This is a genomic window from Streptomyces sp. NPDC048751 (assembly GCF_043198595.1).
Classification (GTDB): Bacteria; Actinomycetota; Actinomycetes; order Streptomycetales; family Streptomycetaceae; genus Streptomyces.
Window position 1 is genome coordinate 1 of sequence record NZ_JBICUX010000036.1, and the last position, 26,836, is coordinate 26,836.

At 72.1% G+C, this 26,836-nt stretch carries 17 protein-coding genes; 7 read left to right on the forward strand and 10 right to left on the reverse strand.

Features of this window, described 5'->3' with window-relative positions:
* Both ACGFNV_RS46345 and ACGFNV_RS46350 read right to left on the reverse strand, forming a co-directional pair.
* On the reverse strand, positions 1-1,103 hold a 1,103-nt coding region (locus tag ACGFNV_RS46345; protein ID WP_393631665.1), incomplete at its 3' end, for a maltotransferase domain-containing protein.
* Between the two features lie 202 nt (positions 1,104-1,305).
* The gene (locus ACGFNV_RS46350) at positions 1,306-2,508 is read right to left on the reverse strand and encodes a S8 family peptidase (RefSeq protein WP_393631667.1); all 1,203 of its coding nucleotides are present in this window, start codon (positions 2,506-2,508) and stop codon (positions 1,306-1,308) included.
* 255 nt (positions 2,509-2,763) lie between these two features.
* Between ACGFNV_RS46350 and ACGFNV_RS46355 the strand changes: the two genes are divergently transcribed.
* Positions 2,764-5,382 (forward strand): glycosyltransferase family 1 protein, encoded by a 2,619-nt coding sequence (locus tag ACGFNV_RS46355; RefSeq protein ID WP_393631669.1) that lies wholly within the window; start codon positions 2,764-2,766, stop codon positions 5,380-5,382.
* Positions 5,383-5,578: 196 nt separating this feature from the next.
* On the opposite strand, the gene ACGFNV_RS46360 is transcribed toward ACGFNV_RS46355, so the two are convergent.
* From ACGFNV_RS46360 to ACGFNV_RS46390, 7 genes are all read right to left on the reverse strand, one after another.
* On the reverse strand, positions 5,579-6,088 hold the full coding sequence (locus ACGFNV_RS46360) for a DUF1990 domain-containing protein (protein ID WP_393631671.1): 510 nt from the start codon (positions 6,086-6,088) through the stop codon (positions 5,579-5,581).
* A 70-nt stretch (positions 6,089-6,158) separates the two neighbouring features.
* Entirely contained in the window at positions 6,159-7,823 is a 1,665-nt protein-coding gene (locus tag ACGFNV_RS46365) for a M4 family metallopeptidase (protein ID WP_393631673.1), read from the reverse strand.
* Between the two features lie 297 nt (positions 7,824-8,120).
* A complete protein-coding gene (locus ACGFNV_RS46370; protein WP_393631675.1) occupies positions 8,121-10,166 on the reverse strand; it encodes a M4 family metallopeptidase in 2,046 nt (681 codons plus the stop codon).
* A gap of 310 nt (positions 10,167-10,476) precedes the next feature.
* Positions 10,477-12,234: an ABC transporter ATP-binding protein gene (locus ACGFNV_RS46375; protein WP_393631676.1), complete on the reverse strand. Its 1,758-nt coding sequence runs from the start codon at positions 12,232-12,234 to the stop codon at positions 10,477-10,479.
* Positions 12,231-13,943, reverse strand: coding sequence for an ABC transporter ATP-binding protein (locus tag ACGFNV_RS46380; RefSeq protein ID WP_393631677.1), 1,713 nt, complete (start codon positions 13,941-13,943; stop codon positions 12,231-12,233). Before ACGFNV_RS46380 ends, ACGFNV_RS46375 begins: the two co-directional genes overlap by 4 nt.
* 16 nt (positions 13,944-13,959) lie before the next feature.
* Positions 13,960-15,825: an ABC transporter ATP-binding protein gene (locus tag ACGFNV_RS46385; RefSeq protein ID WP_393631679.1), complete on the reverse strand. Its 1,866-nt coding sequence runs from the start codon at positions 15,823-15,825 to the stop codon at positions 13,960-13,962.
* Positions 15,822-17,612, reverse strand: a complete 1,791-nt coding sequence (locus tag ACGFNV_RS46390) for an ABC transporter ATP-binding protein (RefSeq protein WP_393631681.1) — start codon at positions 17,610-17,612, stop codon at positions 15,822-15,824. The genes ACGFNV_RS46385 and ACGFNV_RS46390 overlap by 4 nt, the downstream gene beginning before the upstream one ends.
* A 199-nt stretch (positions 17,613-17,811) precedes the next feature.
* Here ACGFNV_RS46390 and ACGFNV_RS46395 point away from each other — a divergent pair, with 199 nt between their 5' ends.
* From ACGFNV_RS46395 to ACGFNV_RS46410, 4 genes are read left to right on the forward strand one after another with little or no spacing between them, the layout of a single operon-like run.
* Positions 17,812-18,717 (forward strand): ABC transporter ATP-binding protein, encoded by a 906-nt coding sequence (locus ACGFNV_RS46395; protein WP_393631683.1) that lies wholly within the window; start codon positions 17,812-17,814, stop codon positions 18,715-18,717.
* The gene (locus ACGFNV_RS46400; protein ID WP_393631685.1) at positions 18,714-19,448 is read left to right on the forward strand and encodes an ABC transporter permease; all 735 of its coding nucleotides are present in this window, start codon (positions 18,714-18,716) and stop codon (positions 19,446-19,448) included. The genes ACGFNV_RS46395 and ACGFNV_RS46400 overlap by 4 nt, the downstream gene beginning before the upstream one ends.
* Before the next feature lie 24 nt (positions 19,449-19,472).
* Positions 19,473-20,738: a sensor histidine kinase gene (locus ACGFNV_RS46405; protein WP_393631686.1), complete on the forward strand. Its 1,266-nt coding sequence runs from the start codon at positions 19,473-19,475 to the stop codon at positions 20,736-20,738.
* On the forward strand, positions 20,728-21,384 hold the full coding sequence (locus ACGFNV_RS46410; protein ID WP_393631688.1) for a response regulator: 657 nt from the start codon (positions 20,728-20,730) through the stop codon (positions 21,382-21,384). Before ACGFNV_RS46405 ends, ACGFNV_RS46410 begins: the two co-directional genes overlap by 11 nt.
* Positions 21,385-21,399: 15 nt before the next feature.
* On the opposite strand, the gene glgX is transcribed toward ACGFNV_RS46410, so the two are convergent.
* Positions 21,400-23,646 carry a glycogen debranching protein GlgX gene (gene glgX / locus ACGFNV_RS46415; protein WP_393631690.1) on the reverse strand — a complete coding sequence of 749 codons (2,247 nt, stop codon included), beginning with the start codon at positions 23,644-23,646 and terminating at the stop codon, positions 21,400-21,402.
* 177 nt (positions 23,647-23,823) lie between these two features.
* On the opposite strand from glgX, the gene ACGFNV_RS46420 reads away from it, so the two are divergent.
* Positions 23,824-25,068 (forward strand): Ig-like domain-containing protein, encoded by a 1,245-nt coding sequence (locus ACGFNV_RS46420; RefSeq protein ID WP_393631691.1) that lies wholly within the window; start codon positions 23,824-23,826, stop codon positions 25,066-25,068.
* A gap of 187 nt (positions 25,069-25,255) precedes the next feature.
* Positions 25,256-26,503 carry an Ig-like domain-containing protein gene (locus tag ACGFNV_RS46425; RefSeq protein ID WP_393631693.1) on the forward strand — a complete coding sequence of 416 codons (1,248 nt, stop codon included), beginning with the start codon at positions 25,256-25,258 and terminating at the stop codon, positions 26,501-26,503.
* Positions 26,504-26,836 lie beyond the last annotated feature (333 nt).

Below are 26,836 nucleotides of genomic sequence, written 5' to 3' on the forward strand. Positions count from 1 at the left end.
TCGGGGCGGTGGTGGAACCATTCGGGGTGTTTGTCCACCCAGGGGTGGTCCGGGGAGCACTGCAGGGCGAAGTCGAGGGCGATCTCCAGGCCGTGTTTGCCGGCTTCCCGCACGAACCAGGCGAAGTCCTCGATCGTGCCCAGGTCGGGGTGGACGGCGTCGTGGCCGCCTTCGCTGGAGCCGATGGCCCAGGGCACGCCGACGTCGTCGGGGCCTGCGGAGAGGGTGTTGTTGGGGCCTTTGCGGTAGGTGTGGCCGATGGGGTGGATCGGGGGGAGGTAGACGACGTCGAAGCCCATGGCGGCGATGGCGGGAAGGCGTCGTGCGGCGGTGCGGAACGTGCCGTGGGGCTGTTCGGGAGTGCCCTCGGAGCGGGGGAAGAACTCGTACCAGGCCCCGTACAGGGCCCGCTCCCGCTCCACCTGCAACGGCAGCGCCTCCGAGGCGGTCACCAACTCCCGCAGCGGATACCGGTCCAGGACCTGGCCGACCTCCGGCGTCAACGCGGCCGCGAGCCGCGACGCGGCCGGGCGGGACTCGTCCCTGAGCGCGTCGACGGCGGCGAGGACGGTCTCGCGGTCCGCCCCCTTCGGCACACCGTCGGCGGCGCGTTCGTGGAGCCGCGCGCCCTCCTCCAGGACCAGGCCGGTGTCGATGCCTGCCGGGATCTTGATGCGGGCGTGGTGCCGCCAGGTGGCGATCGGGTCGCTCCAGGCCTCCACGGTGTAGGTCCAGCGGCCGACGGCGTCCGGGGTGACGTCGGCGCCCCAGCGGTCGGTGCCGGGGGCGAGTTCACGCAGCGGGGTCCACGGGCCGGGGCGGCCGTCCGGGTCCCGGAGGACCACGTTGGCGCCGACCGCGTCATGTCCCTCGCGGAAGACGGTGGCCGAGATCTGGAACGTCTCGCCGGTGACCGCCTTGGCGGGCCTGCGCCCGTGCTGGACGACGGGCCGCACGTCGAGGACCGGTATGCGCCCGACGGCGGTGGCGTCGCCCGCGGAGGATCCCTCCGGGACCGACGGTGGACCGACGTCGGCGGGGCGCACGGGGGGTGCGGCGGTGCTGGGTGTCGGGGGTGCTGACGAGTGGTGCGTGGCGGGCATGACCGCTCCTGTCCGCGTCAACGTGGGTGGGCGGATGGCTATGGGGAGGTGGGTCCTGCGTGGTGTACCTGGGGGGTATACCGGTGGAGCCTTCCCACCCTATTCGGGTGGGCAATCCGGCACTTTGTTAACTACTCATGCGTATGTCTACGCACAAGACCGGCCCCGTTCGAGGCGAACGGGGCCGGACGGGTACTCCGCCCTACGAGGACGGCACCCGCAGAAGTTTGTTCGGTGAACCCGGCCCACGGCCGGACACCTTCCCCTTCGATGCCTCGTCAATCAGCGCGCCGGCGACTTCACTCGGCTTTGCCTTCGGATGGTCGGCCAGGTAGAGCGCGGCCGCGCCCGCCGCGTGCGGCGACGCCATCGACGTACCGGAGAAGTTCGCCGTGGCGGAGTCGCTGGTGCGGGAGTCCGAGGTGATCGACACGCCCGGGGCGAACAGGTCGAGGGCGGGACCGTAGTTGGAGAAGGCCGGTTTCGCGTCCTCCCGGTCCGTCGCGCCGACCGTGATCGCCTCCCTCACCCGGGCGGGGGAGTAGGTGTCGGCGCGCAGCCCGTCGTTGCCCGCCGCGACCGTGTACGTCACGCCCGACCTGATCGAGTTGCGTACGGCCGCGTCCAGTTGGGCGTTGCGGTGGCCGCCCAGGCTGAGGTTGGCGACCGCGGGCTTCCGCGCGTTCCGGGTGACCCAGTCGATCCCGGCGATGACCTGCGCGGTCGTGCCGGAGCCGTCGTCGGCGAGGACGCGCACGGCGACCACGCGGGCCTTCTTGGCGACGCCGTGGGCGGTGCCAGCGACGATGCCGGCGACATGGGTGCCGTGCCCGTTGCCGTCGGTCGCGGACCGGTCGCCGTCGACGAAGTCCCAGCCGGGACCGGCCCGTCCGCCGAAGTCCCGGTGGGTGGTGCGGACACCGGTGTCGATCACGTACACCGTCACTCCGGCGCCCGCGGACTTCGGCCCGCTGTAGCTGCGGTCCAGGGGCAGGGCCGGCTGGTCGACCCGGTCCAGGCCCCACGGCGGCGGGGTGCGCGGCGCGCGGTCGAGGGCGACGCGGCTGTCCTGGACGACCGAGGCGACACGTGGGTCGGCGGCGAGGAGCCGGGCCTGTCTCTCGTCCGCCCTGATGGCGTAGCCGTTGAGCGCCGTACCGTAGACATGGCTGATTCTGACCCCGTACTGCTCGGCGAGTCTCCTTCCCGCCGCCGACGGCGCCTTCGTCCCCCCTCCGAGCGTCACCAGGTAGCTTCCGCTGACGGAACCGGGTGCCCCGGCACCGGCTATCGGTCCCTCCGGTACGGCGTGCGCGGGCAGGGTGACGGCCGACAGGGCCGCGGCACAGGCCGCCGCGGCCAGGCCCCCCGCCCGGCGCAGACGCCGTTGTCGCGTCCGTGCCATGGCGTGAACTTCCCCTCCTCCACGGCGCACGGGCCGCGCGCCCGCGTGCGTGGCGCACCCGGCGTGGACCCGAACGCCACTGGGCAGCCTCTCGTGCGGGACGAGGTGTCACAAGAAGGCCTATGGGGATGGAATCGGCCATATCGTCCGGGCCGTGGCACTCCCAGCGAAGGAGACGCCGACGCCGGTAACGTCAAGGGTGACGCCGAGACGCACACCGCCGTGCGTCCACAACGCAACGCGCCGAGGTGGAATGTGAAGGCGATCCGTCGATTCACCGTCCGTCCCGTACTTCCCGAACCCCTACGGCCGCTCAGCGACCTCGCGCGCAATCTGCGCTGGTCCTGGCACGCGGAGACCCGCGACCTCTTCCAGTCCGTCGACCCGGAACGCTGGGCCGCATCCGACTGCGACCCCGTACGCCTGCTGGGCGGTGTCTCCTCGGAGCGCCTGGCGGAGCTGGCCGAGGACCGTCGTTTCCTGCGCCGCCTGACCGCGGTCGCCGACGACCTGCACGACTACGTCACCGGGGAGCGCTGGTACCAGACGCAGTCCGGTGAGCTCCCCGACGCCGTCGCCTACTTCTCACCCGAGTTCGGCATCACCGCCGCCCTGCCGCAGTACTCCGGCGGCCTCGGCATCCTCGCCGGCGACCATCTGAAGGCGGCCAGCGACCTCGGTCTGCCGCTGATCGGCGTCGGACTCCTCTACCGGCACGGCTACTTCCGCCAGACCCTCTCCCGGGACGGCTGGCAGCAGGAGCACTATCCCGTCCTCGACCCCAACGAACTGCCGGTGGCGCTGGTGAAGGAGGCCGACGGGACCCCCGCCCAGGTCTCCCTCGCCCTGCCCGGCGGGAAATCGCTGCACGCCCGGATCTGGCTGGCCCAGGTCGGCCGGGTCCCGCTGCTGATGCTCGACTCCGACGTCGAGGAGAACGGCCTCGGCGAACGCGGGGTGACCGACCGGCTCTACGGCGGCGGCAGCGAGCACCGGCTGCTGCAGGAGATGCTGCTCGGCATAGGAGGGGTCCGGGCGGTGCGGACGTACTGCCGGCTGACCGGTCACCCCGAGCCGGAGGTGTTCCACACCAACGAGGGCCACGCCGGCTTCCTCGGGCTCGAACGCATCGCCGAACTCTGCGCGGAGGGGCTCGACTTCGACTCGGCCCTCGAAGCCGTCCGCGCGGGGACGGTCTTCACCACGCACACCCCCGTCCCGGCCGGCATCGACCGCTTCGACCGTGAACTCGTCGCCCGCCACTTCGGCCCCGACGCCGAACTCCCGCGCATCGACGTCGAACGCGTCCTGCGGCTCGGCATGGAGACCTATCCGGGTGGCGAGCCCAATCTCTTCAACATGGCCGTGATGGGTCTGCGCCTGGCCCAGCGCGCCAACGGCGTCTCGCTGCTGCACGGCAACGTCAGCCGCGAGATGTTCTCGGGCCTGTGGCCGGCCTTCGACCCCGACGAGGTGCCGATCACCTCCGTCACCAACGGCGTGCACGCCCCCACCTGGGTCGCCCCGGAGGTGCTGCGCCTGGGCGCCCGCCAGGTCGGGGCCGAGCGGGCCGAGGACGCGCTGAGCGTCGGGGGCGCGGGGCGCTGGGACGCGGTCGCCGACATCGCCGACCAGGACATCTGGGAGCTGCGCCGGACCCTGCGCGAACAGCTGGTGGACGAGGTGCGGGAGCGGCTGCGGGCCTCCTGGCGGCAGCGGGGCGCGGGGACGGCCGAACTCGGCTGGATCGACGGGGTGCTGGACCCCGACGTGCTCACCATCGGCTTCGCGCGGCGCGTGCCGTCGTACAAACGGCTGACGCTGATGCTGCGGGACCGCGACCGGCTGATGGATCTGCTGCTGCACCCCGAGCGGCCGATCCAGCTCGTGGTCGCGGGCAAGGCGCACCCGGCGGACGACGGCGGCAAGCGGCTGATCCAGGAGCTGGTCCGCTTCGCCGACGACCCGCGCGTGCGCCACCGGATCGTCTTCCTGCCCGACTACGGCATGGGGATGGCGCAGAAGCTCTACCCCGGCTGCGACATCTGGCTGAACAACCCGCTGCGCCCGCTGGAGGCCTGCGGCACCTCCGGCATGAAGGCGGCCCTCAACGGCTGCCTCAACCTCTCCGTGCTCGACGGCTGGTGGGACGAATGGTTCCAGCCCGACTTCGGCTGGGCGATCCCCACCGCGGACGGCGACGGCACCGACCCCGACCGCCGGGACGACATCGAGGCGGCCGCGCTCTACGACCTCCTCGAACAGCGCGTCACCCCCCGCTTCTACGAGCGGGGCCAGGGCGGCCTGCCCGACCGCTGGATCGAGATGGTCCGCCAGACCCTCACCCTGCTCGGGCCGAAGGTCCTGGCGGGCCGCATGGTCCGCGAGTACGTCGAGCGCCTGTACGCCCCCGCGGGCCTCGCCCACCGCTCGATGGACGCCGACTCCGCCCGCGAACTCGCCGCCTGGAAGGCCCGGGTGCGCGCGGCCTGGCACGGGGTCAGCGTCGACCACGTCGAGACGTCCGCCACGACCGCCACCGCCGAACTCGGCACCACCCTCACCCTCCGCGTCCGCGTCGGCCTCGGCGACCTCGCCCCCGACGACGTCGAGGTCCAGGTCCTCTCCGGCCGCGTCGACTCCCGGGACCGCATCACCGACGCGACGGTCGTCCCGCTGAAGTCGACGGGCGGCCCCGACGCGGAGGGCCGCTGGGTCTACGAGGGCCCCCTGTCCCTGGACCGCACCGGCCCGTACGGCTACACGGTCCGTGTCCTCCCGGCCCACCGACTCCTCGCGTCCAGCGCGGAGCTGGGTCTCGTGACGGTGCCGGGGGAGGAACTCGGGGAGGAGGCGGGGGTGTTGCTGCGGTGAGGGCCCCGCGACACTGACGTGAGGGCCGGCCGGGAGCTTTCCCCGGTCGGCCCTCGTGTCATCCGGGGAAGCTGATGATCCTCAGTGGCAGGGACGCCGGGCGCCTGGTGCTCACGCACCCCGACCTGTCCCGGTGAGCCACCCTGCGCGGGCGGGCCGGGCGGTGGGTGCCGAAGGTGGGCGACCGGGTAGCGCCTCAGGCGGTGTCGTCCGGGGCGCACAGCTTGCGCAGGACCACTCCGCACCTGCGGGCGTACGCGTGCTGCAGCCCCCGGGTCGCCGGGCCGCCCGCGCGGGCGTACCACTTGGCGGCGCGGCTGAAGGCGGAGATGGTCAGCCAGACCGTGCCGTCGCCGGTGCGGTCCACGACGAAGGACTCCTCGCCGCACTCGGGGTGGCCCGCGAGGGTGCCGTAGGCCCAGCCCGCGCGGCGGGGTTCCTCCACGGTCCAGACCACGCGGCACGGTGCCTTGATCATGCCGGCGAGGGTGACCGTGACGTCGACGTCGGGGGCCGCGCGGTCGGCGGCCGCGTCTATGCCGACGCCCAGCGCCCGGTGCATCTCCCAGCCGAGGACGGCGTCCGCGGCCCGCCGGAAGAGCGCCTGGCCCTCACCGAGGCGGGAGCGCACATGGAGCGGGTGGAAGCCGGGCGGGCAGAAGCCGCTCTCGCGGGTCGCGCCGACATCCGCGTACGTGAAGGACATGCGCCCAAGAGTAGGGCGGCCCCCGGGACTGCCTTCGTCCCGGGGGCCACTCATGTCAAACAGATGTGCGTCAGGCGACGTTGACCGCCGACCAGGCCGCGGCCACGGCCTTGTACTCGGTGCTGCTGGAGCCGTACAGCGCCGACGCGGCGCTCAGCGTGCCGGTGCGCGCCGACTTGTAGTTGGTGGTCGACGTGAAGTACGTCGTCAGCGCCTTGTACCAGATCTGCAGCGCCTTGTCGCGGCCGATGCCGGTGACGGTGGAGCCGTTGGACGTCGGGGAGTTGTAGGTCACCCCGTTGATCGTCTTCGAGCCGCTGCCCTCGCTCAGCAGGTAGAAGAAGTGGTTCGCGACGCCCGAGGAGTAGTGGACGTCCTTGTTGCCGACGGTGGAGGACCAGGAGTCGGCGGAGCCGCCGTCCTTGCTGGGCTTGTCCATGTAGCGCAGCGGGGTGCCGTCGCCGTTGATGTTGATCTTCTCGCCGATGAGGTAGTCGCCCTTGTCGGACGCGTTGTTGGCGAAGAACTCGACGCCGGTGCCGAAGATGTCCGAGGTGGCCTCGTTCAGGCCACCGGACTCACCGCTGTAGTTGAGGCCGGCGGTGGCCGCGGTCAGACCGTGGCTCATCTCGTGGCCGGCCACGTCGAGCGAGGTCAGCGGGTCGGTGTTGCCCTCGCCGTCGCCGTAGGTCATGCAGAAGCAGCTGTCGTCCCAGAAGGCGTTCACGTAGGCGTTGCCGTAGTGGACGCGGGAGTAGGCGGCCTTGCCGTCGTTGGCGATGCCGCTGCGGCCGAAGGCGCTCTTGTAGAAGTCCCAGGTGACCGCGGCACCGTAGGCGGCGTCGACGGCGGCCGTCTGGTCGGTGCTGGAGCTGGAGGCGGTGCCGGTGCCCCAGACGTCGTCGGCGTCCGTGAACAGGGTGCCCGCGGAGGAGCTGGTGCTGCGGGCCTTGTTGTACGTCTTGTGGCCGCCGCGCCCGCTGTCGGTCAGCTGGTACGTCGAGCCGGACTTGGTGGTGCCGAGGGTGACGGTGCCGGAGTAGAGGCTCTTGCCGCTGCCGGTCTCGATGCCCTGGTACTCGTAGAGCTTCTTGCCGGTGGCCGCGTCGGTGATGACGTGCAGCTCGTTCGGGGTGCCGTCGTCCTGGAGGCCGCCGATCACGGTCTCGTAGGCCAGGGTCGGCTTGCCGTTGCCCGCCCAGATCACCTTGCGCGGGGCCTGGTCGGCGGCGGTCTTCGCCGAACCGGCGTCCTTGGCGGCGGTCAGCGCCTGCTTCTCGGCCTTCGCCGCGGTGACGGCCGGCTTCAGCGAGGCCACCTTGACGGCGGCCTTGAGGGCCTTGGTCACGCCCTTGGTCTCACCGGACTTGGACTGGTGGACGACCAGGTCGCCGCCGAGCACCGGCAGGCCCGCGTAGGTGCGCTCGTAGCGGGTGTGGACCGAGCCGTCGGCGTCCTTGACGACGTCTCTGACGACCAGCTTCTCCTTGGCGCCGAGGCCTATCTCCTGCGCGGTCTCGGGCGCCTCGGCCTGCTGCTGCTTGATGAGCGTGGTGCGCGCGGCCGACGTCAGCTGGACCGGGGCGGCGGCCAGCGGGGCCTTGGCGGTGGTGTCCGCGGAAACCTGGGCGACGGCGGAACCGGTGGTCAGACCGGTGGTGAGCAGCGCTCCGGCGGCGACGGCGGTGGCGATGGCCAGAGTGGAACGCTTGTGACGCGCGTAGAGGGAGGACACACAAGCTCCTTCGTGGGGGAGTCCGGGCCGGCGTGGGGCGGCCGGCCGGAGTTGGTTGTGAAGTTGTGCGGCGGTTGTGAGGAAGACTGCACCAGGGACGCGTACATGTCATGACCCTCAAGTGATGTTGGCTGAAAACCGTCTCCCAGGTGAACGTTGCGGGAATGTAAACGGAGTTGACCTGGGTAAAGCACCAACCCGGCCTGCGCATAGGGCGGGCAAAAAACGAGGGCGCCGCCCCGGGGCTCGAAGCCCGGGACGGCGCCGGTGCGGACGGTTCCCCGAAGGGCGGCCGGTCTACGGGAAGGTGAGCTTCCAGCTGTTGATGTAGCCGGTGTCCACGGCCGCGTTGTCCTGGACCTTCAACAGCCAGGTCCCGTTGGCGACCTCGGAGGAGGCGTCCACGGTGTACGTGGTGTCGATGTTGTCCGAGCTCCCGCCGGTGCCGTACCCCTTCAGCGTGTACGCCGTGCCGGCGGGGGCGATCAGCTGCACCTGGAGGTCACCGATGTAGGTGTGCACGATGTCGACGGCGACCTGAAGGTTCGAGGGGGCGTTGCCGGTCCGCCCGGAGACAGTGATCGGCGAGGTGACCGCCGCTCCGTTGTCCGGAATCGATACGTCGGCGGTGTTCTCGAAGGAGGTGCCACCGCCGCCGCCACCGCCGCCGGAGCGCGAGCCGACCGCGACGCCCGCCCACGCGTCCTGCACCGCCTTGTACTCGGCCGAGTCGGTGCCGTACAGCTCCCCCGCCGCCGCGAGGGTGCCGGTGCGGGCGCCCGCGTAGTTGGTGTTGGAGGTCCACTTCGTGGTGAGCGCCCTGAACCAGATCTGCTCCGCCTTCGCGCGGCCGATGCCGGTCACCGGCAGGCCGTCCGAGGTGGACGAGTTGTAGGTGACACCGTTGATGGTCTTGGTGCCGCTGCCCTCGCTGAGCAGGTAGAAGAAGTGGTTCGCGGGGCCCGACGAGTAGTGCACGTCGAGGCTGCCCAGGCCGGAGTACCAGCTGTCCTTGGACGCGCCGTCCTTGCTGGGCTTGTCCATGTAGCGCAGCGGGGTGCCGTCACCGTTGATGTTGATCTCCTCGCCGATGAGGTAGTCACCGACGTCGGAGGAGTTGTTGGCGTAGAACTCGACCGCCGTGCCGAGGATGTCGGAGGTGGCCTCGTTCAGACCGCCCGACTCATTGCTGTAGTTCAGCTTGGCGGTGACCGAGGTCAGGCCGTGGGTCATCTCGTGACCGGCCACGTCGATGGACGTGAGCGGGTTGGCGTTGCCCGAGCCGTCGCCGTACGTCATGCAGAAGCAGCTGTCGGACCAGAACGCGTTGACGTAGTTGCTGCCGTAGTGGACCCGGGAGTAGGCGCCCACCCCGTCGCCCCGGATGCCGCTGCGGCCGTGCACGTTCTTGTAGTAGTCCCACGTCAGCGCGGCACCGTAGTGCGCGTCGGCGCCGGCCGACTCGGCGTTGGACGCCAGGCCGTTGCCCCAGACGTCGTCGGGCCCGGAGAAGAGCGTGCCGGTGCCGGAGGAGCCCCGGTTGAGGTTGTACGTCTTGTGGCCGCCGCGCGCGCCGTCGGTCAGGTTGTACGTCGACCCGGACTGCGTGGTGGTGAGGTCGACCGTGCCGGAGTACACCGTGTTGCCGGTGCCGGTCTCGATCGCCTCCCACTCGTACAGCTTCTGGCCGGTGGTGGCGTCGGTGATGACGTGCAGTTCCTGCGGGGTGCCGTCGTGCTGGAAGCCGCCGACGACCGTCTCGTACGCCAGGGTCGGCGTGCCGTTCGCGGCCCAGATCACCTTGCGGGGCGCGCTGTTGACGTCGGGGCTCTTGGCCTTCTCCGCCTTCGCGGCACCCAGTGCCTGCTGTTCGGCCTTCGACGCGGCGACGGCCGGCTTCAGCGAGGCGACCTTGATCTGGGCGCGGGTGGCCTTGACGACACCCTCGGTCTGTCCGGCGGGGGACGTCTTGACGACCAGGTCGCCGCCGAGCACCGGGAGGCCGTCGTAGGTGCGCTCGTACCGCGTGTGGACGGTGCCGTCGCGGTCCTTCAGCACATCACGGACGACCAGCTTCTCCTTGGCGCCGAGGCCCAGCTGCTGCGCGGCCCTCGCCTTGCCGGCGTCCGCCTGGCGGAGCAGTTCGGCGCGCTGGGCCGGGGTGAGCTTCGCGGGCAGGGCGCCCGGGTTGGCCTTGCCAGCGGCCGACGGTGCCTTCGCCGGGGCCGCGGTGGCGGCGCCGCTCTGGACGGCGGCGGCCAGGAACGCGGCGACGCCGACGAGGGCGACGGCCGTGGCCTTGCGGGTGTGGGAGGTGCGTCTGTGGGAGGAACTGCTTCTCAACACTGACTCCTTCTGCGTGGCCGCGGGTCGCACGGCCAGGGGAGACCGAACGGCGGGTGGGCCGTCCGGGCAGAACAGGGCGTTACGCGGAACCAGGTGCGGGTGACCGTGTGGCGACACAGCGATGGACGTGTGGGGTTGCTGTGAAGCGGCCGTGGGAAGCCTGGCACCGGATGGCGCTTGCTGTCAGGAGCGCGTCAAGAAGTTGGCCGGAAAGCCTCCGTTGACCGGATAGTCATGTTCGATATACGGGCCATTGGTTGCAAGAGGGGCGCGTCACCGGTTGGTCGGGGGGGCGAAACGGCCGGACTCAGCCGCCCGCCGACCGCTCCCCGTGCCAGGTCCGCCACAGCGCCGCGTACGCCCCGTCGGAGGCCACCAGCTCGTCGTGCGTGCCGAGTTCGGTGAGGCGGCCGTCCTCCATCACGGCCACCCGGTCCGCGTCGTGCGCGGTGTGCAGCCGGTGCGCGATGGCGATGACGGTCCGGCCCTCCAGGACGGCGGCCAGCGCCCGCTCGGTGTGACGGGCGGTCGCCGGGTCGAGCAGGGCCGTCGCCTCGTCCAGGATCAGTGTGTGCGGGTCGGCCAACACCACCCGGGCCAGCGCGAGTTGCTGCGCCTGCGAGCCGTCCGTGGCGCAGCCGTGCGGCCCCAGCTCGCTGTCCAGGCCGTCCGGCAGCTCGCGCACCCAGCCGTCCGCGCCCACGGCCGCGAGCGCGGCCCACACCTGCTCGTCGGTCGCGTCCGGTTCGGCGATACGGAGGTTGTCGCGGACCGTGCCCAGGAAGACGTGGTGCTCCTGGGTGACCAGCACGACCTGGCGGCGCAGCTGTTCCGGGCCCAGGTCGGCGACCGGCACCCCGCCCACCGTGACCGTCCCCGCGGTCGGCCGGTCGATGCCCGCCAGCAGCCGGCTCAGCGTGGTCTTCCCCGCCCCGGACGGGCCCACCACCGCGAGCCGCTCCCCGGGCCGCACGGTCAGGTCCACCCCGCGCAGCACCTCGCCACCGCGGTCGTAGGCGTACCGCACGCCCGTCACGTCGATCCGGTCGTCCGCCGGCGCCCTCGACACACCCTCCTGCGCCCGCGGCGCCCGGGCCAGCCCCTCGACCCGGGCGAACGAGGCGCCGCTGCTCTGCAGTTGTTCCACCCGCATCAGGATCTCGTCCAGCGGCGAGGTGAACCGGTTCAGATACAGGGCGGCCGCCACGACCGCACCCAGACTGACCGCCCCACGCTCGTGCAGCACCCCGCCCACGAGCAGCACACCCGCCACGGGCAGGACGTACGACGTCTCGACCACCGGGAAGAACACCGTCCGCAGGTAGAGGGTGTAGAAGCGCTTCACGCGGGACGCCTCCAGCGCCTCCCGGCTCGCCGCCACCCGCCGCTCCCGCAGCCGGAGCGCCTCCACCGTGCGCGCCCCCGACGCGGTCGCCGCGAGGACCTCCGCGACCTGGGACGTCGCCGAGCCCTCCGCCAGGTAACCGTCCCGCGCCCGGCGCAGATACCAGCGCAGCGCGCACCAGATCGGGACGAGGCACAGCACCCCCACCGCGCCGAGCAGCGGGTCGAGCACGAACACCGCGCCCAGGAGCAACAGCGCCTCGACGGAGTTCAGCAGCAACTCGGGCCCCGCGTCCCGCAGGGTGGTGCCGACGGCGGCCACGTCGGCCGTGCCGCGCGCCGTCAGATCACCGGTGCCGGCCCGCTCCACCGTCGAAGCGGGCAGCGCCAGCGCCCGGTCCACGAACTCCTCGCGCACCCGCGCCAGCGTCCGCTCCCCGAACCGGTATCCCACGTTCCGGGCCCAGCGCGCGAGCAGCAGCTGCGCCGCCGAGCACACCAGGATCCCCAGCGCCATCCGGTCCACGGCGGCGACGCCGCCCCCACCCCGCACCTCGTCGATGATCCGTCCCAGCAGCCACGGCCCCACGAGCCCCGCCCCGGCGGCCGCCGCGTTCAACGCCAGCACGACACCGAACACCCGCCCGTCGGCCCGCACCAGCCGCACGGTGGCCCGCCGCACATCGGCCCGCTCCGCGACGGGGAGTTGCCCTCGGGTCACCGCACGACCTCCTCGGCGTCCGCGTCCCGGGCCACCAGGGCCCGGTAGCCCGGCTCTTCGTCCAGGAGCCGCTGATGGGTGCCCGTCGCCGCCAGCTTGCCGTCGACCAGGTAGTGGACGACGTCCACCTGGGCCAGGACGAGGGGTGAGGTGGTGGTGACGACGGTGGTGCGGTCGCGGCGGGCGGCGCGCAGGCGTTCGGCCACCGCCGCCTCGGTGTGGGCGTCGAGCGCCGACGTGGACTCGACGGCCAGCAGCACCTCGGGGTCGGCCAGCAGGGCGCGCGCCAGCCGCACGCGCTGGCGCTGACCGCCCGAGAGGTTGCGGCCCTGTGCGTCGACGGGGGAGTCCAGCCCCTCCGGCAGCCCCTGCACGATGTCGTCGGCCACGGCGGCCCGCACGGCCCGCATGATCTCCGTGTCGTCCGGGACCCGGCGCCCGCCGAGCAGTTCGCGCAGCGGCCCGGCGAACAGGTCGGCCTCGTGGTCGGCGACCAGGATCCGCGCCCTGACCTGTGCCAGGGGGATCTCGTCCAGCCGTACGCCGCCCCAGGCCGCCTCCGACGGTACGTACCGGCCCAGGCGGTCCACCACGTCCGCCGCGTCGGCGGGTCTGGCCCCGGCCAGCGCCGTCAGCCGCCCCGGCAGCACCCGCACCCCGGACTCCGGGTCGTGCAGCACCGCCGGTTCCGCGGGCGCGTCGGTCGTCCCCTCGTCGGGTTCCGGCTCCAGCCGCAGCAGCCGCACGACCCGCTCCGCGGCCACCACGCCCCGGCCGATCTGGTAGCCGCTCTCCACGAGGAACGCCACCGGCGCCACCAGCACCGCGACATAGCCGTACACGGACACCAACTCGCCCACCGTGATCTGCCCCTGCGCGGCGAGCCGCGCGGCCAGCCAGGTCACCACGGCGAGGAACACCGTCGGCAGGCCCACCCCGAGCGCCTGGAGCCAGCTGGTCACCGCCCCGACCCGGTAGCCCTGCTCCCGCAGACGCCCCGAGTCCCGGCGGAACGCGTCGGCGAACAGCCCCTTGCCACCGAGACCGTTGAGGACCCGCAACCCGCCCGCGAGGTCGCCGATGCGCGCGGTCAGCACTCCCTGCCGCTCCCGGTACTCCGATTCCACGGCCCGCAGGCGCCCGAGCAGCGGCCCCACCAGGACGGCCATCACCGGCACCCCCAGCAGCACCACCACCGCGAGCTGCGCGGAGGTCGACAGCAGCAGAACGGCGACCACGCAGTACGCGACGACCGCGCCGACGCCGGGCCCGACGACCGTCAGCGACTGGCTGACCGTCTGCACGTCGCCCACGCCGATCGTGACGACCTCCCCGGCCCCCGCCCGCCGCGGCAGCGCCGCCCCCAGCCGCACCGCCTGCCCCACGACCACTTTCACCGTGCGGAAGTTGGCGTCCATCCGCACCCGGGTCATCGTGCGGTGCCGCATGACGCCCAGCCACGAGTTGAACGCCCCCACCGCGACCAGGGTGCCCGTCCACCCGGCGAGCGCCCCCAGGTCACCGCGCTCCAGCCCCTCGTCGACGGCCCGCGCCATCAGGTACGGCGTCGCCGCCAGCAGCACCATCCAGACACTGCCCAGCACCGCCCCGGCCACCGACCGCCCCGGCTGCCGCGTCACCAGCCACCACAGATACCGGACCCCGCTCCGGGAGTCGGGCGTGCCGGGATCCTCGTACGCGTCGATCAACGGTCCCTCCGGAAGCTCACGCCAGACTGTCCCGCCACGCCCGGTGCAGATCGGCGAACCGGCCGGTGCCCGCGATCAGTTCGGCCGGAGTGCCGTCCTCGACGATCCGGCCGTACTCCATGACGAGCACCCGGTCGGCGATCTCCACGGTGGACAGCCGGTGCGCGATCACGACCGCCGTACGGCCGTTCAGCACCGTCGCCATCGCACGCTGCACGGCCCGCTCGCCGGGGACGTCCAGCGAGCTGGTCGCCTCGTCGAGGATCAGCACCGCCGGGTCGGCGAGCAACGCCCGTGCGAACGACACGAGTTGACGCTGGCCCGCGGAGATACGGCCGCCCCGCTTGCGGACGTCCGTGTCGTAGCCGTCGGGCAGCGCGCTGATGAACTCGTGCGCGCCGATCGCCTTCGCCGCCCGCTCGATCTCCTCCCGGCTCGCGTCCGGCCGCCCGATCGCGATGTTATCGGCGACCGTGCCGGAGAACAGGAACGCCTCCTGCGTCACCATCACCACCCCGCGCCGCAGTTCCGGCACGGACAGCTCGCGCAGGTCGACCCCGTCGAGCAGCACCCGGCCCTCGGTGGGGTCGTAGAAGCGCGCGAGCAGCTTGGCCAGCGTGGACTTGCCGGCGCCCGTCGAACCGACGACCGCGACGGTCTGCCCGGCCGGCAGGGTCAGCTCGAAGCGGGGGAGCACCTCGCCGCCCGTGCGGTAGGCGAACCGGACACCGTCGAAGACGACCTCACGGCCGGGCTGCTCACCCGGCAGCGGCGGCAGCTCCTTCGGCGCCGACGGCTCCGGCACGGACGGCGTCTGCGCCAGCAGCCCCGCGATCTTCTCCAGCGAGGCCGCCGCCGACTGGTACGAGTTCAGGAACATGCCGAGCCGGTCGATCGGGTCGTACAGCCGGCGCAGATACAGCACCGCCGCCGCCAGCACACCCAGCTCCAGCGAGCCGTCCGCCACCCGGTAGGCGCCCCACAGCACGATCCCCGCGACGGCCGTGTTGGCGACCAGCCGGGAGCAGACGACATAGCGCGCCATCTCCAGCAGGGCGTCGCCGTTGGTCCGCTCATGTTGCCGGTTCAGCACCCGGAACGCCTCGTCGTTGGCGTCCTCCCGGCGGAACGCCCGCACCGGCCGGATCCCGTTCATCGTCTCGACGAACTTGACGATGACCGCGGCGATCGCCGTCGACCGCTTGGTGTAGACCCGCCCGGCCCGCCGCCGGTACATCCGCACCAGCAGGTAGAGCGGCCCGAACGAGGCCACCGCCACCGCGCCGAGGCCCAGGTCCAGCCAGAGCAGCATGGCCGAGATGTAGACGAACGACAGGACGACGGTCACCAGCTCCTGGAGGCCCTCGTCGAGCAGCTCGCGCAGCGACTCCACGTCCGTCGTGGAGCGGGAGATGAGCCGCCCCGAGGTGTAGCGCTCGTGGAAGTCGACGCTCAGCGCCTGGGCATGGCGGAAGATACGGCCGCGCAGGTCGAGCAGCACGTCCTGGTTGACGCGCGCGGAGGCGACGATGAACGCGTACTGCAGCCCGCCGGACGCCACCGCGCACAGCAGATAGCCCACCGCCACCGCGATCAGCGGACCGTGGTCGTGGGCCCGGAACGCCGGTACGGCCCGGTCGATGGCGTACGCCACCAGCAGCGGGCCCGCCTGGACGGCCGCCTGCTGGAGCAGCAGCAGGAGCGTGGTGACGGCGACGCGCGCCTTCATCGGGGCGAGCAGGGAGCGCAGGAGGGCGGAGGTGGCGCCCGGCGGGGTGGGCAGGACGTCGCGGTCGAAGGGGTCGCCGGTGGTCCCGGAGCGGGGGAGTTCCTCGCCGTCGTCGGCGGAGAGGGGGGTGGGTGACGTGGTGGACGTGGTCATCGCTCGTCCTCCTGGTGACCGGCCTGCTCGCCGGACATGAGATGGGCGTACTCGGCGTTCGTGCGCAGCAGTTCGTGATGGGTGCCGACGGCGGCGATCCGGCCGCCCGACAGCAGGGCGACGCGGTCGGCGAGCAGCACGGTGGACGGCCGGTGCGCCACGATCAGCGCCGTGGTGTCGGCGAGCACCCGACGCAGGGCGGCCTCCACGGCGGCCTCCGTGTGGACGTCGAGCGCGGAGAGCGGGTCGTCCAGGACGAGGAACTCCGGCTTGCCGACGACGGCACGGGCCAGCGCGAGGCGCTGCCGCTGACCGCCCGACAGGCTGAGGCCCTGCTCGCCGACCTGCGTCTCGGTCCCCTGCGGCAACGCGTACGCGAAGTCGGCCTGCGCGACGCCCAGCGCCCGCCCCAGCTCCTCCTCGCCGGCCGCGTCCCCGGCCCCCATCAGCACGTTCTCCCCGACACTCGCGGAGAAGAGAGTGGGCTCCTCGAACGCCACGGCGACACGGGCGCGCAGCGCCTCCCTCGACATCGCGGTGATGTCCTCGCCGTTGAGCGTGATCCGCCCGGACGTCACCTCGTGCAGGCGGGGCACCAGCGCGGTGAGCGTGGTCTTCCCGCTCCCGGTCGCACCGACGAGCGCCATGGACTCACCGGGCCGGATGTGGAGGCCGACACGATCGAGGACGGGCGGGGAGCCGACGGGGGCGTCGGGGTAGCGGAAGGTGACGTCGTCGAAACGCAGTCCGATGTCGTCGGCCTCCGCCGCAGTCGAGGGGGTGACGGTCTCGCGCTCCGGCTCCTCGTCCATCACCTCGAAGTACCGCTCCGTCGCCGTCGCCGCCTCCTGGCTCATCGCCAGCAGGAACCCGATCGAGTCCACCGGCCACCGCAGGGCCAGCGCCGTCGACAGGAAGGCCACCAACGTGCCCGCCGACAGATCCCCGTCCGCGACCTGCACGGTCCCCAGCACCAGTGCCGCCCCGATGGCGACCTCCGGCAGCGTCACGATGACGCCCCAGATCGCCGCCAGCAGCCGCGCCTTGCGCAGCTCCGTGCCGCGCAACGTCCGCGACAGCTCACGGAAGGCCCGCGCCTGGCTCCGGTGCCGGCCGAACCCCTTGATGACGCGGATGCCGAGCACGCTCTCCTCGACGACCGTCGTCAGATCGCCGACCTGGTCCTGCGCGCGCCGCGCCACCTGCGCGTACCGTCTCTCGAAGACCACGCAAGTCACCATCACCGGCACGGCGGGCCCCAGGATCACCAGCCCCAGCGTCCAGTCCTGGGCCAGCATGATCAGCACGCCGACGAGGATCGTCACCCCGTTGACCAGCAGGAACGTCAGCGGAAAGGCGAGGAACATACGCAGCAGCATCAGGTCCGTGGTGCCCCGGGACAGCAGCTGCCCCGAGGCCCACCGGTCGTGGAAGGCCACCGGCAGCCGCTGCAGATGCCGGTAGAGATCCGCCCGCATCTCCGCCTCGACGTGCGACAACGGCCGCGCCACCAGCCACCGCCGCGCCCCGAACAGCAGTGCCTCCGCGCATCCGAGCAGCAGCAGGTACAGCGCGCCGAGCCAGACGCCCGCCGGGTCCCGGTCGGCGACCGGACCGTCGACCATCCACTTCAGGACGAGCGGGATCACCAGTCCCACACAGGACGCGACGACCGCCACGAACGCGGCGGTGAACAGCCGCATCCGCACGGGCCGTACGTACGGCCACAGGCGCAGCAACGTCCGTACCGCGGACCGGTCCTTGGTGGGTGCAGGTTTCGTCGGCATCACGGCGAGCCTACGGATCGGCACTGACGACGCCCACCGAGTTTCGGCCGGAACCCCCTCCTCCATCAGTCCTACGACCTGCGCGTTCGGGGATCCGAACCGCACGTCAAGTCGTACGCCCGCATCAACCGATCGGCGGATGCCGGAGCGAGCGCGTCGGCCGATGCGCGCCCCCCGGGCGCTTCGCGACCCTGGTGCCATGTCCGTCATCGAAGTCAGCGAACTGCGCAAGTCCTACGGAGGCCGCCCGGTCGTCGACGGTGTGTCCTTCACCGTCGAGGAGGGCGAGATCTTCGGTGTCCTCGGCCCCAACGGCGCCGGCAAGACCACCACCGTGGAGTGCGTCGAGGGCCTGCGCGTCCCCGACGCGGGCCGCGTCCGTGTCACCGGCCTCGACCCCGTCGCCGACCACGCGCGTGTGGCCCGCGTCCTCGGCGCCCAGCTCCAGCAGAGCGAGCTCCAGCCCAAGCTCACCGTGCGCGAGGCGCTGGAGCTGTACGCCTCCTTCTACCCGAGCCCGCTCGACTGGGCGCCCCTCGCCGAACGCCTCGGCCTGACCGCCAAGCTGACCACCCGGTTCGCCCAGCTCTCCGGCGGCCAGAAGCAGCGCCTGTTCATCGCGCTCGCCCTGATCGGCAACCCGCGGATCGTCGTCCTGGACGAGCTGACGACCGGCCTGGACCCGCGGGCCCGCCGGGACACCTGGGAGCTCATCGAGGACGTGCGGGCGGGCGGTGTGACGGTCCTGCTGGTCACCCACTTAATGGAGGAGGCCCAGCGCCTGTGCGACCGGATCGCGGTGATCGACAAGGGCCGGGTGGCCGCCCTGGACACCCCGGCCGGCCTCATCCGGCGCTCGGCGGGTGCCACCGTCATCAGCTTCACCCCGTCCGGCCCGCTGGACGACCGTGACCTGAACGCGCTCCCCGCGCTCGCGTCCGTCGAGCACAAGGACGGCCGTATCACGCTCTCGGGCACGGACGAGACGGTCGACGCCGTCATCACCCTGCTCGCCCGCCACCACGTCACCGCCCATCAACTCCGTGTCCTGGACGCCACGCTCGACGACGCGTTCCTCGACCTGACGAAGGAGACCGCGGCATGAGCACCGCCGTACTGAAGACCGAGGTCCGCCTCTTCCGCCGTGAACCGGGCGCCGTCTTCTGGATCCTGCTGTTCCCGCCCCTGCTGCTGGTGATCCTCGGGTCCATCCCGTCCTTCCGGGAGCACCAGGCCGAACTCGGCGGCCTGCGCACCGTCGACGTCTACGTCCCGGTCGCCGTGCTGCTCGGCCTGATCGTCGGTGGACTCCAGGCGATGCCGCAGAGCCTCACCGGCTACCGCGAGCGCGGCATCCTGCGCCGGATGGCCGCCACACCGGTGCGCCCGGTCACCCTGCTCTCGGCGCACATGCTCGTGTGCGGCGCCGCCTCCCTGGCGTCGGCGCTGCTCGCCCTCGCGGTGGGGCGGCTCGTCTTCGACGTACGGCTTCCCGAGCAGCCCTTCGGATACGTCCTCGCCCTGCTGCTCGCCGTCCTGGTGGCCCTCGCTCTCGGATCGGTGGTGTCGGCGCTGTCCCGTACGACGAAGATCGCGGGGGCGATCGGGTCCGCGGTGTTCTTCCCGTCGATGTTCTGCGCGGGCGTGTGGCTGCCGGTGCAGCAGATGCCGGACACCTTGGCCCGGATCGTCGGCTGCACGCCCTTCGGGGCCGCCGCACAGGCGCTCGACCAGGCGGCGGCGGGGCACTGGCCGGGGTGGAGCCACCTCGGTGTGCTGGTGGTGTGGATCCTGCTGCTGACGGGTGCCGCCAGTCGCTGGTTCCGCTGGGAGTAGGGGCGTGCCGTGCAGACTGGGGACATGACCGCGGTGGACACGCAGATCGAGCGGCGCTGGGACCAGTTCCACACCTGGGGGCCGTACGGGCTGCTCGGCATCGGCGTCGTCCCCGCGCTCGCGACCGCCGACCCGCACGCCCCCCTGGTCAAGTGGTACACCGCCTGGGCCCTGATCGGTGCCGCGGTCGCGCTCCAACTGTGGTGGCACAGCACCCGTTCTGGCGGGCCCGATTGCCGCCGGAGGCCGTCCCGGGCCGGGACGGCGTACTACATCCTCCGCTGGGCCCTCGCCTTCGCCCTCACCTGGCTCAACCCGTTCTTCGCGTTCTACGCCGCCGCCGGCTACATGGACGCCGACGAGACCCTCCCGGGCCGGTGGCGCCGGCTCGGCCTGCTCGCGAGCGCGGTCACCGTGGCCGGGGCGCAGGCCGGCGGGATGCCGTTCGGAAGCGTGGTCCAGTGGGCCGTCTTCGCCGCCCTCCTGATCGCCAACTCCGGGCTCCAAATGGTGGTCGCCCACCTCACCGAGCAGGAGGCGCACCGGGCCCGCGAGCGCAACGAGACCATCGCCGAACTGGAGCGCACCAACACGGCGTTGCAGCAGGCCCTCGACGAGAACGCCGCCCTGCACGCCCAACTCCTCGTCCAGGCACGGGAAGCCGGAGTCGCCGACGAGCGCCGGCGCCTGGCCGCCGAGATCCACGACACCATCGCCCAGGGACTGACCGGCATCATCGCCCAACTCCAGGTCGTCGCGAGCGCCCCCGACCTCGCCGTCGCCCGCACCCACCTCGAACGCGCCTCCGACCTCGCCCGCCACAGCCTCGGCGAGGCCCGCCGCTCCGTGCACAACCTCGCCCCGGTGGCGCTGGAGGACGACGGACTGCCCGAGGCCCTGAAGAAGACGGTCGCCGAATGGGGCGAACGCACCGGCGTGCGCGCCGAGTTCACCGTCACCGGCACCGCGGAACAGCTGCACGGGGAGCTCGCGGCCACTCTCCTGCGCATCGTCCAGGAGGCGCTGTCGAACGCCGCCCGCCATGCACGGGCGACCCGGGTCGGCGTCACCCTCTCCTTCATGGGCGACGAGGTCACCCTCGACATCCGCGACGACGGCCGCGGCTTCGACCCGGCGGCTCTCCCGGAGCGCACCCGCACCAGTGGCTTCGGCCTCGACGGCATGCGCGCCCGCGCCGAACGCGTCGCGGGCACCCTCACCGTCGAGTCCGAACCGGGCCACGGTACGGCGCTGTCGGCTCGCGTACCGTTGGTCCGCCATGACAGATGACGTGACCGCAGACGCGCGGATCTCCCTGCTGATCGTCGACGACCACCCCGTCGTACGGGACGGCCTGCGCGGCATGTTCGAGTCCGCGCCCGGGTTCACGGTCCTCGGGGAGGCGTCGAACGGCGTCGACGCCGTCGGACGGACCGAGGAACTCGACCCGGACGTGGTCCTGATGGACCTGCGCATGCCCGGCGGGGGAGGCGTGGACGCCATCCGTGAACTGACCCGCCGGTCCGCCCGCGCGAGGATCCTCGTCCTCACCACGTACGACACCGACTCCGACACCCTCCCCGCGATCGAGGCCGGCGCCACGGGCTACCTCCTGAAGGACGCCCCGCGCGAGGAACTGTTCACCGCCGTCCGCGCCGCCGCGCAGGGCCGTACCGTCCTCTCCCCGGCCGTCGCCTCCCGCCTGGTCTCCGCGGTCCGTACGCCCGGGGCCTCCGGCAACGAACCCCTCTCCGCCCGCGAACGCGAGGTCCTGGCCCTGGTCGCGCGGGGCACGTCCAACCGCGAGATCGCCCGCGAACTGTTCATCAGCGAGGCGACCGTGAAGACCCATCTCACCCACCTGTACGCCAAGCTGGGCGTCAACGACCGCGCGGCGGCGGTGGCGACGGCGTACCAGAGGGGGATCCTCGGCTGAGGACGGCACGGCGTCTCAGCCGGCCACCCTCAGCAGCAGCACCGCCCGTGCCGGCACCGTGATCGCCGCGCCCGCCCGGTGCTCCACGCCCGGCGCCTCGGCCTGCTCCTCCCGTGACGTGTCGACGACCACCTCGTACCGGTCCGCCCACGGCGGCCCCGGCAGCACGAAGCTCACCGGACGGTCCCCGGCGTGCAGCACCGCGAGGAAGCTGTCGTCCAGGATCGCCCGACCGCGCTCGTCGCGGCCGGGGATGTCCCGCCCCGACAGGTACATCCCGAGCGTCGCCGCCGGCGCGTACCAGTCCCGTTCCGTCATCTCCGAGCCCCGCGAGGTGAACCACGCCAGGTCGCGCAGCCCGTCCGCCGAGTGCGCCCGCCCGGAGAAGAACGCCCGGCGGCGCAGCACCGGGTGCCGGTGGCGCAGCGCGATCAGCCGGGAGGTCAGGTCGAACAGCGCCTTCCAGCCCGGCTCCTCGAGGAGCCCCCAGTCCAGCCAGCTGGTCTCGTTGTCCTGGCAGTACGCGTTGTTGTTGCCCCGCTGGGTGCGCCCCAGCTCGTCGCCCGCGACCAGCATCGGCACACCGGTCGACAGGAGCAGCGTGGTCAGGAGGTTCCTGAGCTGCCGCCGCCGCAGCGCCCGCACGCGCTCGTCGTCCGTCTCGCCCTCGGCGCCGCCGTTCCAGGACCGGTTGTCGTCCGTGCCGTCCCGGTTGCCCTCGCCGTTCGCCTCGTTGTGCTTGCGCTCGTACGACACCAGGTCGCGCAGGGTGAAACCGTCGTGCGCGGTGACGAAGTTGACCGAGGCGTACGGCCGCCGGCCGCCCCAGGCGTACAGGTCGCTGGAGCCGGACAGCCGGTAGCCCATCTCCCGTACGTCGGGCAGCGCGTGCCGCCAGAAGTCGCGCACGGCGTTGCGGTAGCGGTCGTTCCACTCCGTCCACAGCGGCGGGAAGGCGCCCACCTGGTAGCCGCCGGAGCCCACGTCCCACGGCTCGGCGATCAGCTTCACCCGCCGCAGCACCGGATCCTGCGCGATGACGGCGAGGAACGGCGAGAGCATGTCGACGTCGTGCATGGAGCGGGCCAGCGCGGCCGCCAGGTCGAAGCGGAAGCCGTCCACGCCCATCTCCGTCACCCAGTACCGCAGCGAGTCGGTGATCAGGCGCAGCACGTGCGGCTGGACCACGTGCAGGGTGTTGCCGCAGCCCGTGTAGTCGGCGAAGCGGCGGGCGTCCGACTGGAGGCGGTAGTACCCGCGGTTGTCGATGCCCTTCAGTGACAGCGTGGGCCCCAGCTCGCCCGCCTCCGCGGTGTGGTTGTACACCACGTCGAGGACGACCTCGATCCCGGCGTCGTGCAGGGCCCGCACCATCCGCTTGAACTCGCCGACCTGCTGTCCCGTCGTCCCCGAGGCCGCGTACCCGGCGTGCGGGGCGAAGTAGCCGATGGAGTTGTAGCCCCAGTAGTTGCGCAGGCCCCGGCGCAGCAGATGGTCCTCGTGCGCGAACTGGTGCACCGGCAGCAGCTCGACGGCCGTCACGCCCAGCTTGACCAGGTGCTCGATCGCCGCCGGGTGCGCCAGCCCGGCGTAGGTGCCGCGCAGCTCCTCGGGTATGCCGGGATGCAGCTTGGTGAAGCCCCGTACGTGCAGCTCGTAGATGACCGAGTCCGCCCACGGCGTCTTGGGCCGGCGGTCGTCCCGCCACTCGTCGTCGGGCGCGTCGTCGTGGACGACGACACCCTTCGGGACGTACGGAGCCGAGTCGCGGTCGTCGCGCACGGTGTCGGCCACCTGCTGTTCGGGCCAGTCCCGGACGTGCCCGTACACCTCCGGCGGCAGCCCGAACTCGCCGTCCACCGCGCGCGCGTACGGGTCGAGGAGCAGCTTCGCCGGGTTCCAGCGGGCACCGGTCCACGGGTCCCAGCGGCCGTGCACCCGGTAGCCGTAGCGCTGGCCCGGCATCACGCCGGGCACGAAGCCGTGCCAGATCTCGTGCGTCAGTTCGGAAAGGCGCGCCCGGGTCTCCCGCCCCCGCTCGTCGAACAGGCACAGCTCGACCGCCTCGGCCCCGCCCGCCCACAGCGCGAAGTTGGTGCCCGCGACCCCGTCCGGGCCCACCCGGAAGCGGGCGCCCAGCGGCATCGACGTACCCGGCCACACCGGCGCGGCGGGCGGCGGTGCGGCGCGGCGCGCGCCGTTCACCACGACGGCGGGGCGCCCGCCCTCGGCCACCGCCTCCTGTTCGGCTGCGCTCGACACTGGTCGGCCTCCCGCGGCTCATGCGGCACGGGATGGGAAGGAGCGCGCCACGTCGCCCTTTTCACCGGCTCGTGCGCACGGGCGCGGCTCCCCATCACGTCGTCCTTCCCACTGTTCTGCCCAGCACATGGGTCGCACTCACGTTTCCCTGGGGCAGGCCCGCTCGTTGGGGATCCCGTGAGGCGAGTTCAAGGGCGCGCAGGGCGCGCGAGGGCCGTGCTGGCCACCGTAGTGACATGGGCAGGACTGCTGGCCGGGGCCGCCGGCTGCACATCGGATCCCGGTGGCGGCGAGGCGGGCGGGGCGTTCGGCAAGGGCCCGACGCCCGAGGACGTCATCCAGGTCTCCCCGGACGACGGCAGGAAGGACGTGCGGCCCGACCGGGCGCTGCGCATCCGGGTGCCCGGCGGGAGCCTGGAGTCGGTGAAGGTCGTCAAGTCCCGCGACGCGCAGGACACCCCGGTGCCCGGGCGGATCTCCGCCGACGGCACCAGCTGGGCGCCGAACGAGAAACGGCTGGCGCTCGCCGCCCGGTACACGGTCGACGTGGTGGCCCTGGACGACGAGGGCCGCCGCTCCGCCCGGCACACCACCTTCACCACCCAGGTACCCGCCGAGCGCTTCATCGGGTACGTCACCCCCGAGAACCGCTCCACCGTCGGCACCGGGATGATCGTCTCCCTGGAGTTCAACCGGGAGATCACCGACCGCGCCGCCGTCGAGCGCGGCGTGCGGGTCACCGCGCGGCCGGCCGTGGAGATCCGGCCGCACTGGTTCGGCACTGCCCGCCTGGACTTCCGCCCCGAGCACTACTGGCAGCCCGGCACCCGCGTCACCGTCGCCCTGAACCTCCGGGACGTCGAAGGGGCGAAGGGCGTCTACGGTCTGCAGGAGAAGACGTTCTCCTTCACCGTCGGACGCCAGCAGGCCTCCCTCGTCGACGCGGCCAAGCACACCATGGAGGTGCGGCGGGACGGCGAGGTGCTCGCCACCGTGCCGATCACGGCGGGCGCCCCCAAGACGACGACGTACAACGGCAAGATGGTCGTCACCGAGATGTTCGAGCTGACCCGGATGAACGGCGCCACGGTCGGCTTCAAGAAGAAGAACGGCAAGGGCGAGTACGACATCCCGGACGTCCCGCACGCCATGCGGCTCACCGACTCCGGCACCTTCCTGCACGGCAACTACTGGGCCCCGGACGCGTTCGGCCGAACCAACGTCAGCCACGGCTGCGTCGGTCTGCGCGACGTCAAGGGCGGCAGCGCGGACACGCCCGCGGGCTGGTTCTTCGACCGCAGCCTCATCGGAGACGTCGTCGAGGTCGTCAACAGCAAGGACAAACAGGTCGCTCCCGACAACGGCCTCGGAGGCTGGAATATGGGTTGGAACGAGTGGAAGGCGGGCAGTGCGCTGAAGTGACCCGACAGGGGGGTGGGTTGCGCGAAGTCTCTGATCAAGTTGGGACTGAACGGTGACAATCATGAGCAGCCGGGGCCCCTGACCTTGTGGTTAATATGCGCCAGGGCCGTCGCGGTGGTGACGGCCAGGCGCGCGGGGGCGCGCCGGTGTGTGGGCCCGAGGGGGCCCGGGGGAGGGGAGAACGGACTTGAACGTGCGACCGATATCGGGGGCGTCGGTTGACGCACGCGTACCCGGCCGCGGCAGGAAGGTGTCGGCGCTGATACTCGGCGCCCTGCTGCTCGGGGTCACCGCGTGCGGTGGGGGAGACTCGGACCCGGGGTCCGGCGGGGCGAAGGGCAAGGACAAGGACGCGGCAGCCGCGCGGAGCAAGCAGTCGGAGGCGGTCGTCACGATCGCCCCGAAGGACGGCACCAAGTCCGTCGACACCAGTGGCGCCCTGAAGATAAGCGCCGCCAAGGGGAAGCTGACCGAGGTCGAGGTCAAGGACGACAAGGGCACGAAGGTCGACGGGAAGATGTCCGCCGACGGCGCGGGCTGGACGCCGGCCACGCACCTGGCCGCCGCGACCACCTACAAGGTGCACGCGGTCGCGAAGGACTCCGAGGGCCGCACGGCCGCCGAGGACTCCTCCTTCACGACCCTCACGCCGGAGAACACCTTCCTCGGCAGCTTCACCCCCGAGGACGGCTCGACGGTCGGCGTCGGAATGCCGTTCTCCCTCCGCTTCACCCGGGGCATCACGCATCCCGAGGACGTGGAGAAGGCCGTCCGGATCAAGACCGAGCCGGCCGTCGACGTCGAGGGCCACTGGTTCGGCAACGACCGCCTCGACTTCCGGCCCGAGAAGTACTGGAAGCCCGGCACCAAGGTCACCGTCGACCTCAACCTCGACGGCGTCGAGGGCCGCCCCGGCGTCTACGGCAAGCAGCACAAGACGGTCTCCTTCACCATCGGCCGCGCGCAGGTCTCCGTCGTCGACGTCGACAAGCTCACCATGAAGGTCCAGCGGGACGGCAAGCCCTTCAAGACCATCGCCGTCACCACCGGCAAGCCCGGCATGGAGACCTGGAACGGCCAGATGGTCATCAGCGAGAAGCTCAAGGTGACCCGCATGAACGGCGAGACGGTCGGCTACGGCGGCGAGTACGACATCAAGGACGTCCCCAACGCCATGCGCCTGACCACGTCCGGCACCTTCCTGCACGGCAACTACTGGGGCGGCGACGCCTTCGGCAACTACAACGCCAGCCACGGCTGCATCGGCCTGCGCGACGTGCGCGGCGGCTACGACGGCGGCACCCCGGCGGCCTGGTTCTTCAACCACTCCATGGTCGGCGACGTGGTCGTCGTCAAGAACTCCCACGACCGGACGGTCGACCCGGACAACGGGCTGAACGGCTGGAACATGTCGTGGGAGAAGTGGAAGGCGTGAGCCTGTCCTGACGTGAGCCTGTTGTGACGTGAGCGGCCCCGGTGTGAGGTAAGGCACCGGGGCCGTACCGTCAGCCCCCGTGCTGTGTCTGCCTGGGGGCAACCCCCAGACCCCCGGCCGAGTGTGTGAGCCACCGCACCTCACCAGGCCCCGTTAGCCCCCGTGCTGTGTCTGCCTGGGGGCAACCCCCAGACCCCCGGCCGAGTGTGTGAGCCACCGCACCTCACCAGGCCCCGTTAGCCCCCGTGCTGTGTCTGCCTGGGGGCAACCCCCAGACCCCCGGCCGAGTGTGTGAGCGACCGCACCTCACCAGGCCCCGTTAGCCCCCGTGCT

Excerpts from the sequence above, each read along its gene's own strand:
- ACGFNV_RS46360 (WP_393631671.1), bottom strand. The coding sequence starts at position 6,088 with ATGTCCTTCACGTACGCGGATGTCGGCGCGACCCGCGAGAGCGGCTTC.
- ACGFNV_RS46410 (WP_393631688.1), top strand. The coding sequence starts at position 20,728 with ATGACAGATGACGTGACCGCAGACGCGCGGATCTCCCTGCTGATCGTC.
- ACGFNV_RS46395 (WP_393631683.1), top strand. The coding sequence starts at position 17,812 with ATGTCCGTCATCGAAGTCAGCGAACTGCGCAAGTCCTACGGAGGCCGC.
- ACGFNV_RS46385 (WP_393631679.1), bottom strand. The coding sequence starts at position 15,825 with ATGACCACGTCCACCACGTCACCCACCCCCCTCTCCGCCGACGACGGC.
- ACGFNV_RS46405 (WP_393631686.1), top strand. The coding sequence starts at position 19,473 with ATGACCGCGGTGGACACGCAGATCGAGCGGCGCTGGGACCAGTTCCAC.
- ACGFNV_RS46400 (WP_393631685.1), top strand. The coding sequence starts at position 18,714 with ATGAGCACCGCCGTACTGAAGACCGAGGTCCGCCTCTTCCGCCGTGAA.
- ACGFNV_RS46350 (WP_393631667.1), bottom strand. The coding sequence starts at position 2,508 with ATGGCACGGACGCGACAACGGCGTCTGCGCCGGGCGGGGGGCCTGGCC.
- ACGFNV_RS46390 (WP_393631681.1), bottom strand. The coding sequence starts at position 17,612 with ATGCCGACGAAACCTGCACCCACCAAGGACCGGTCCGCGGTACGGACG.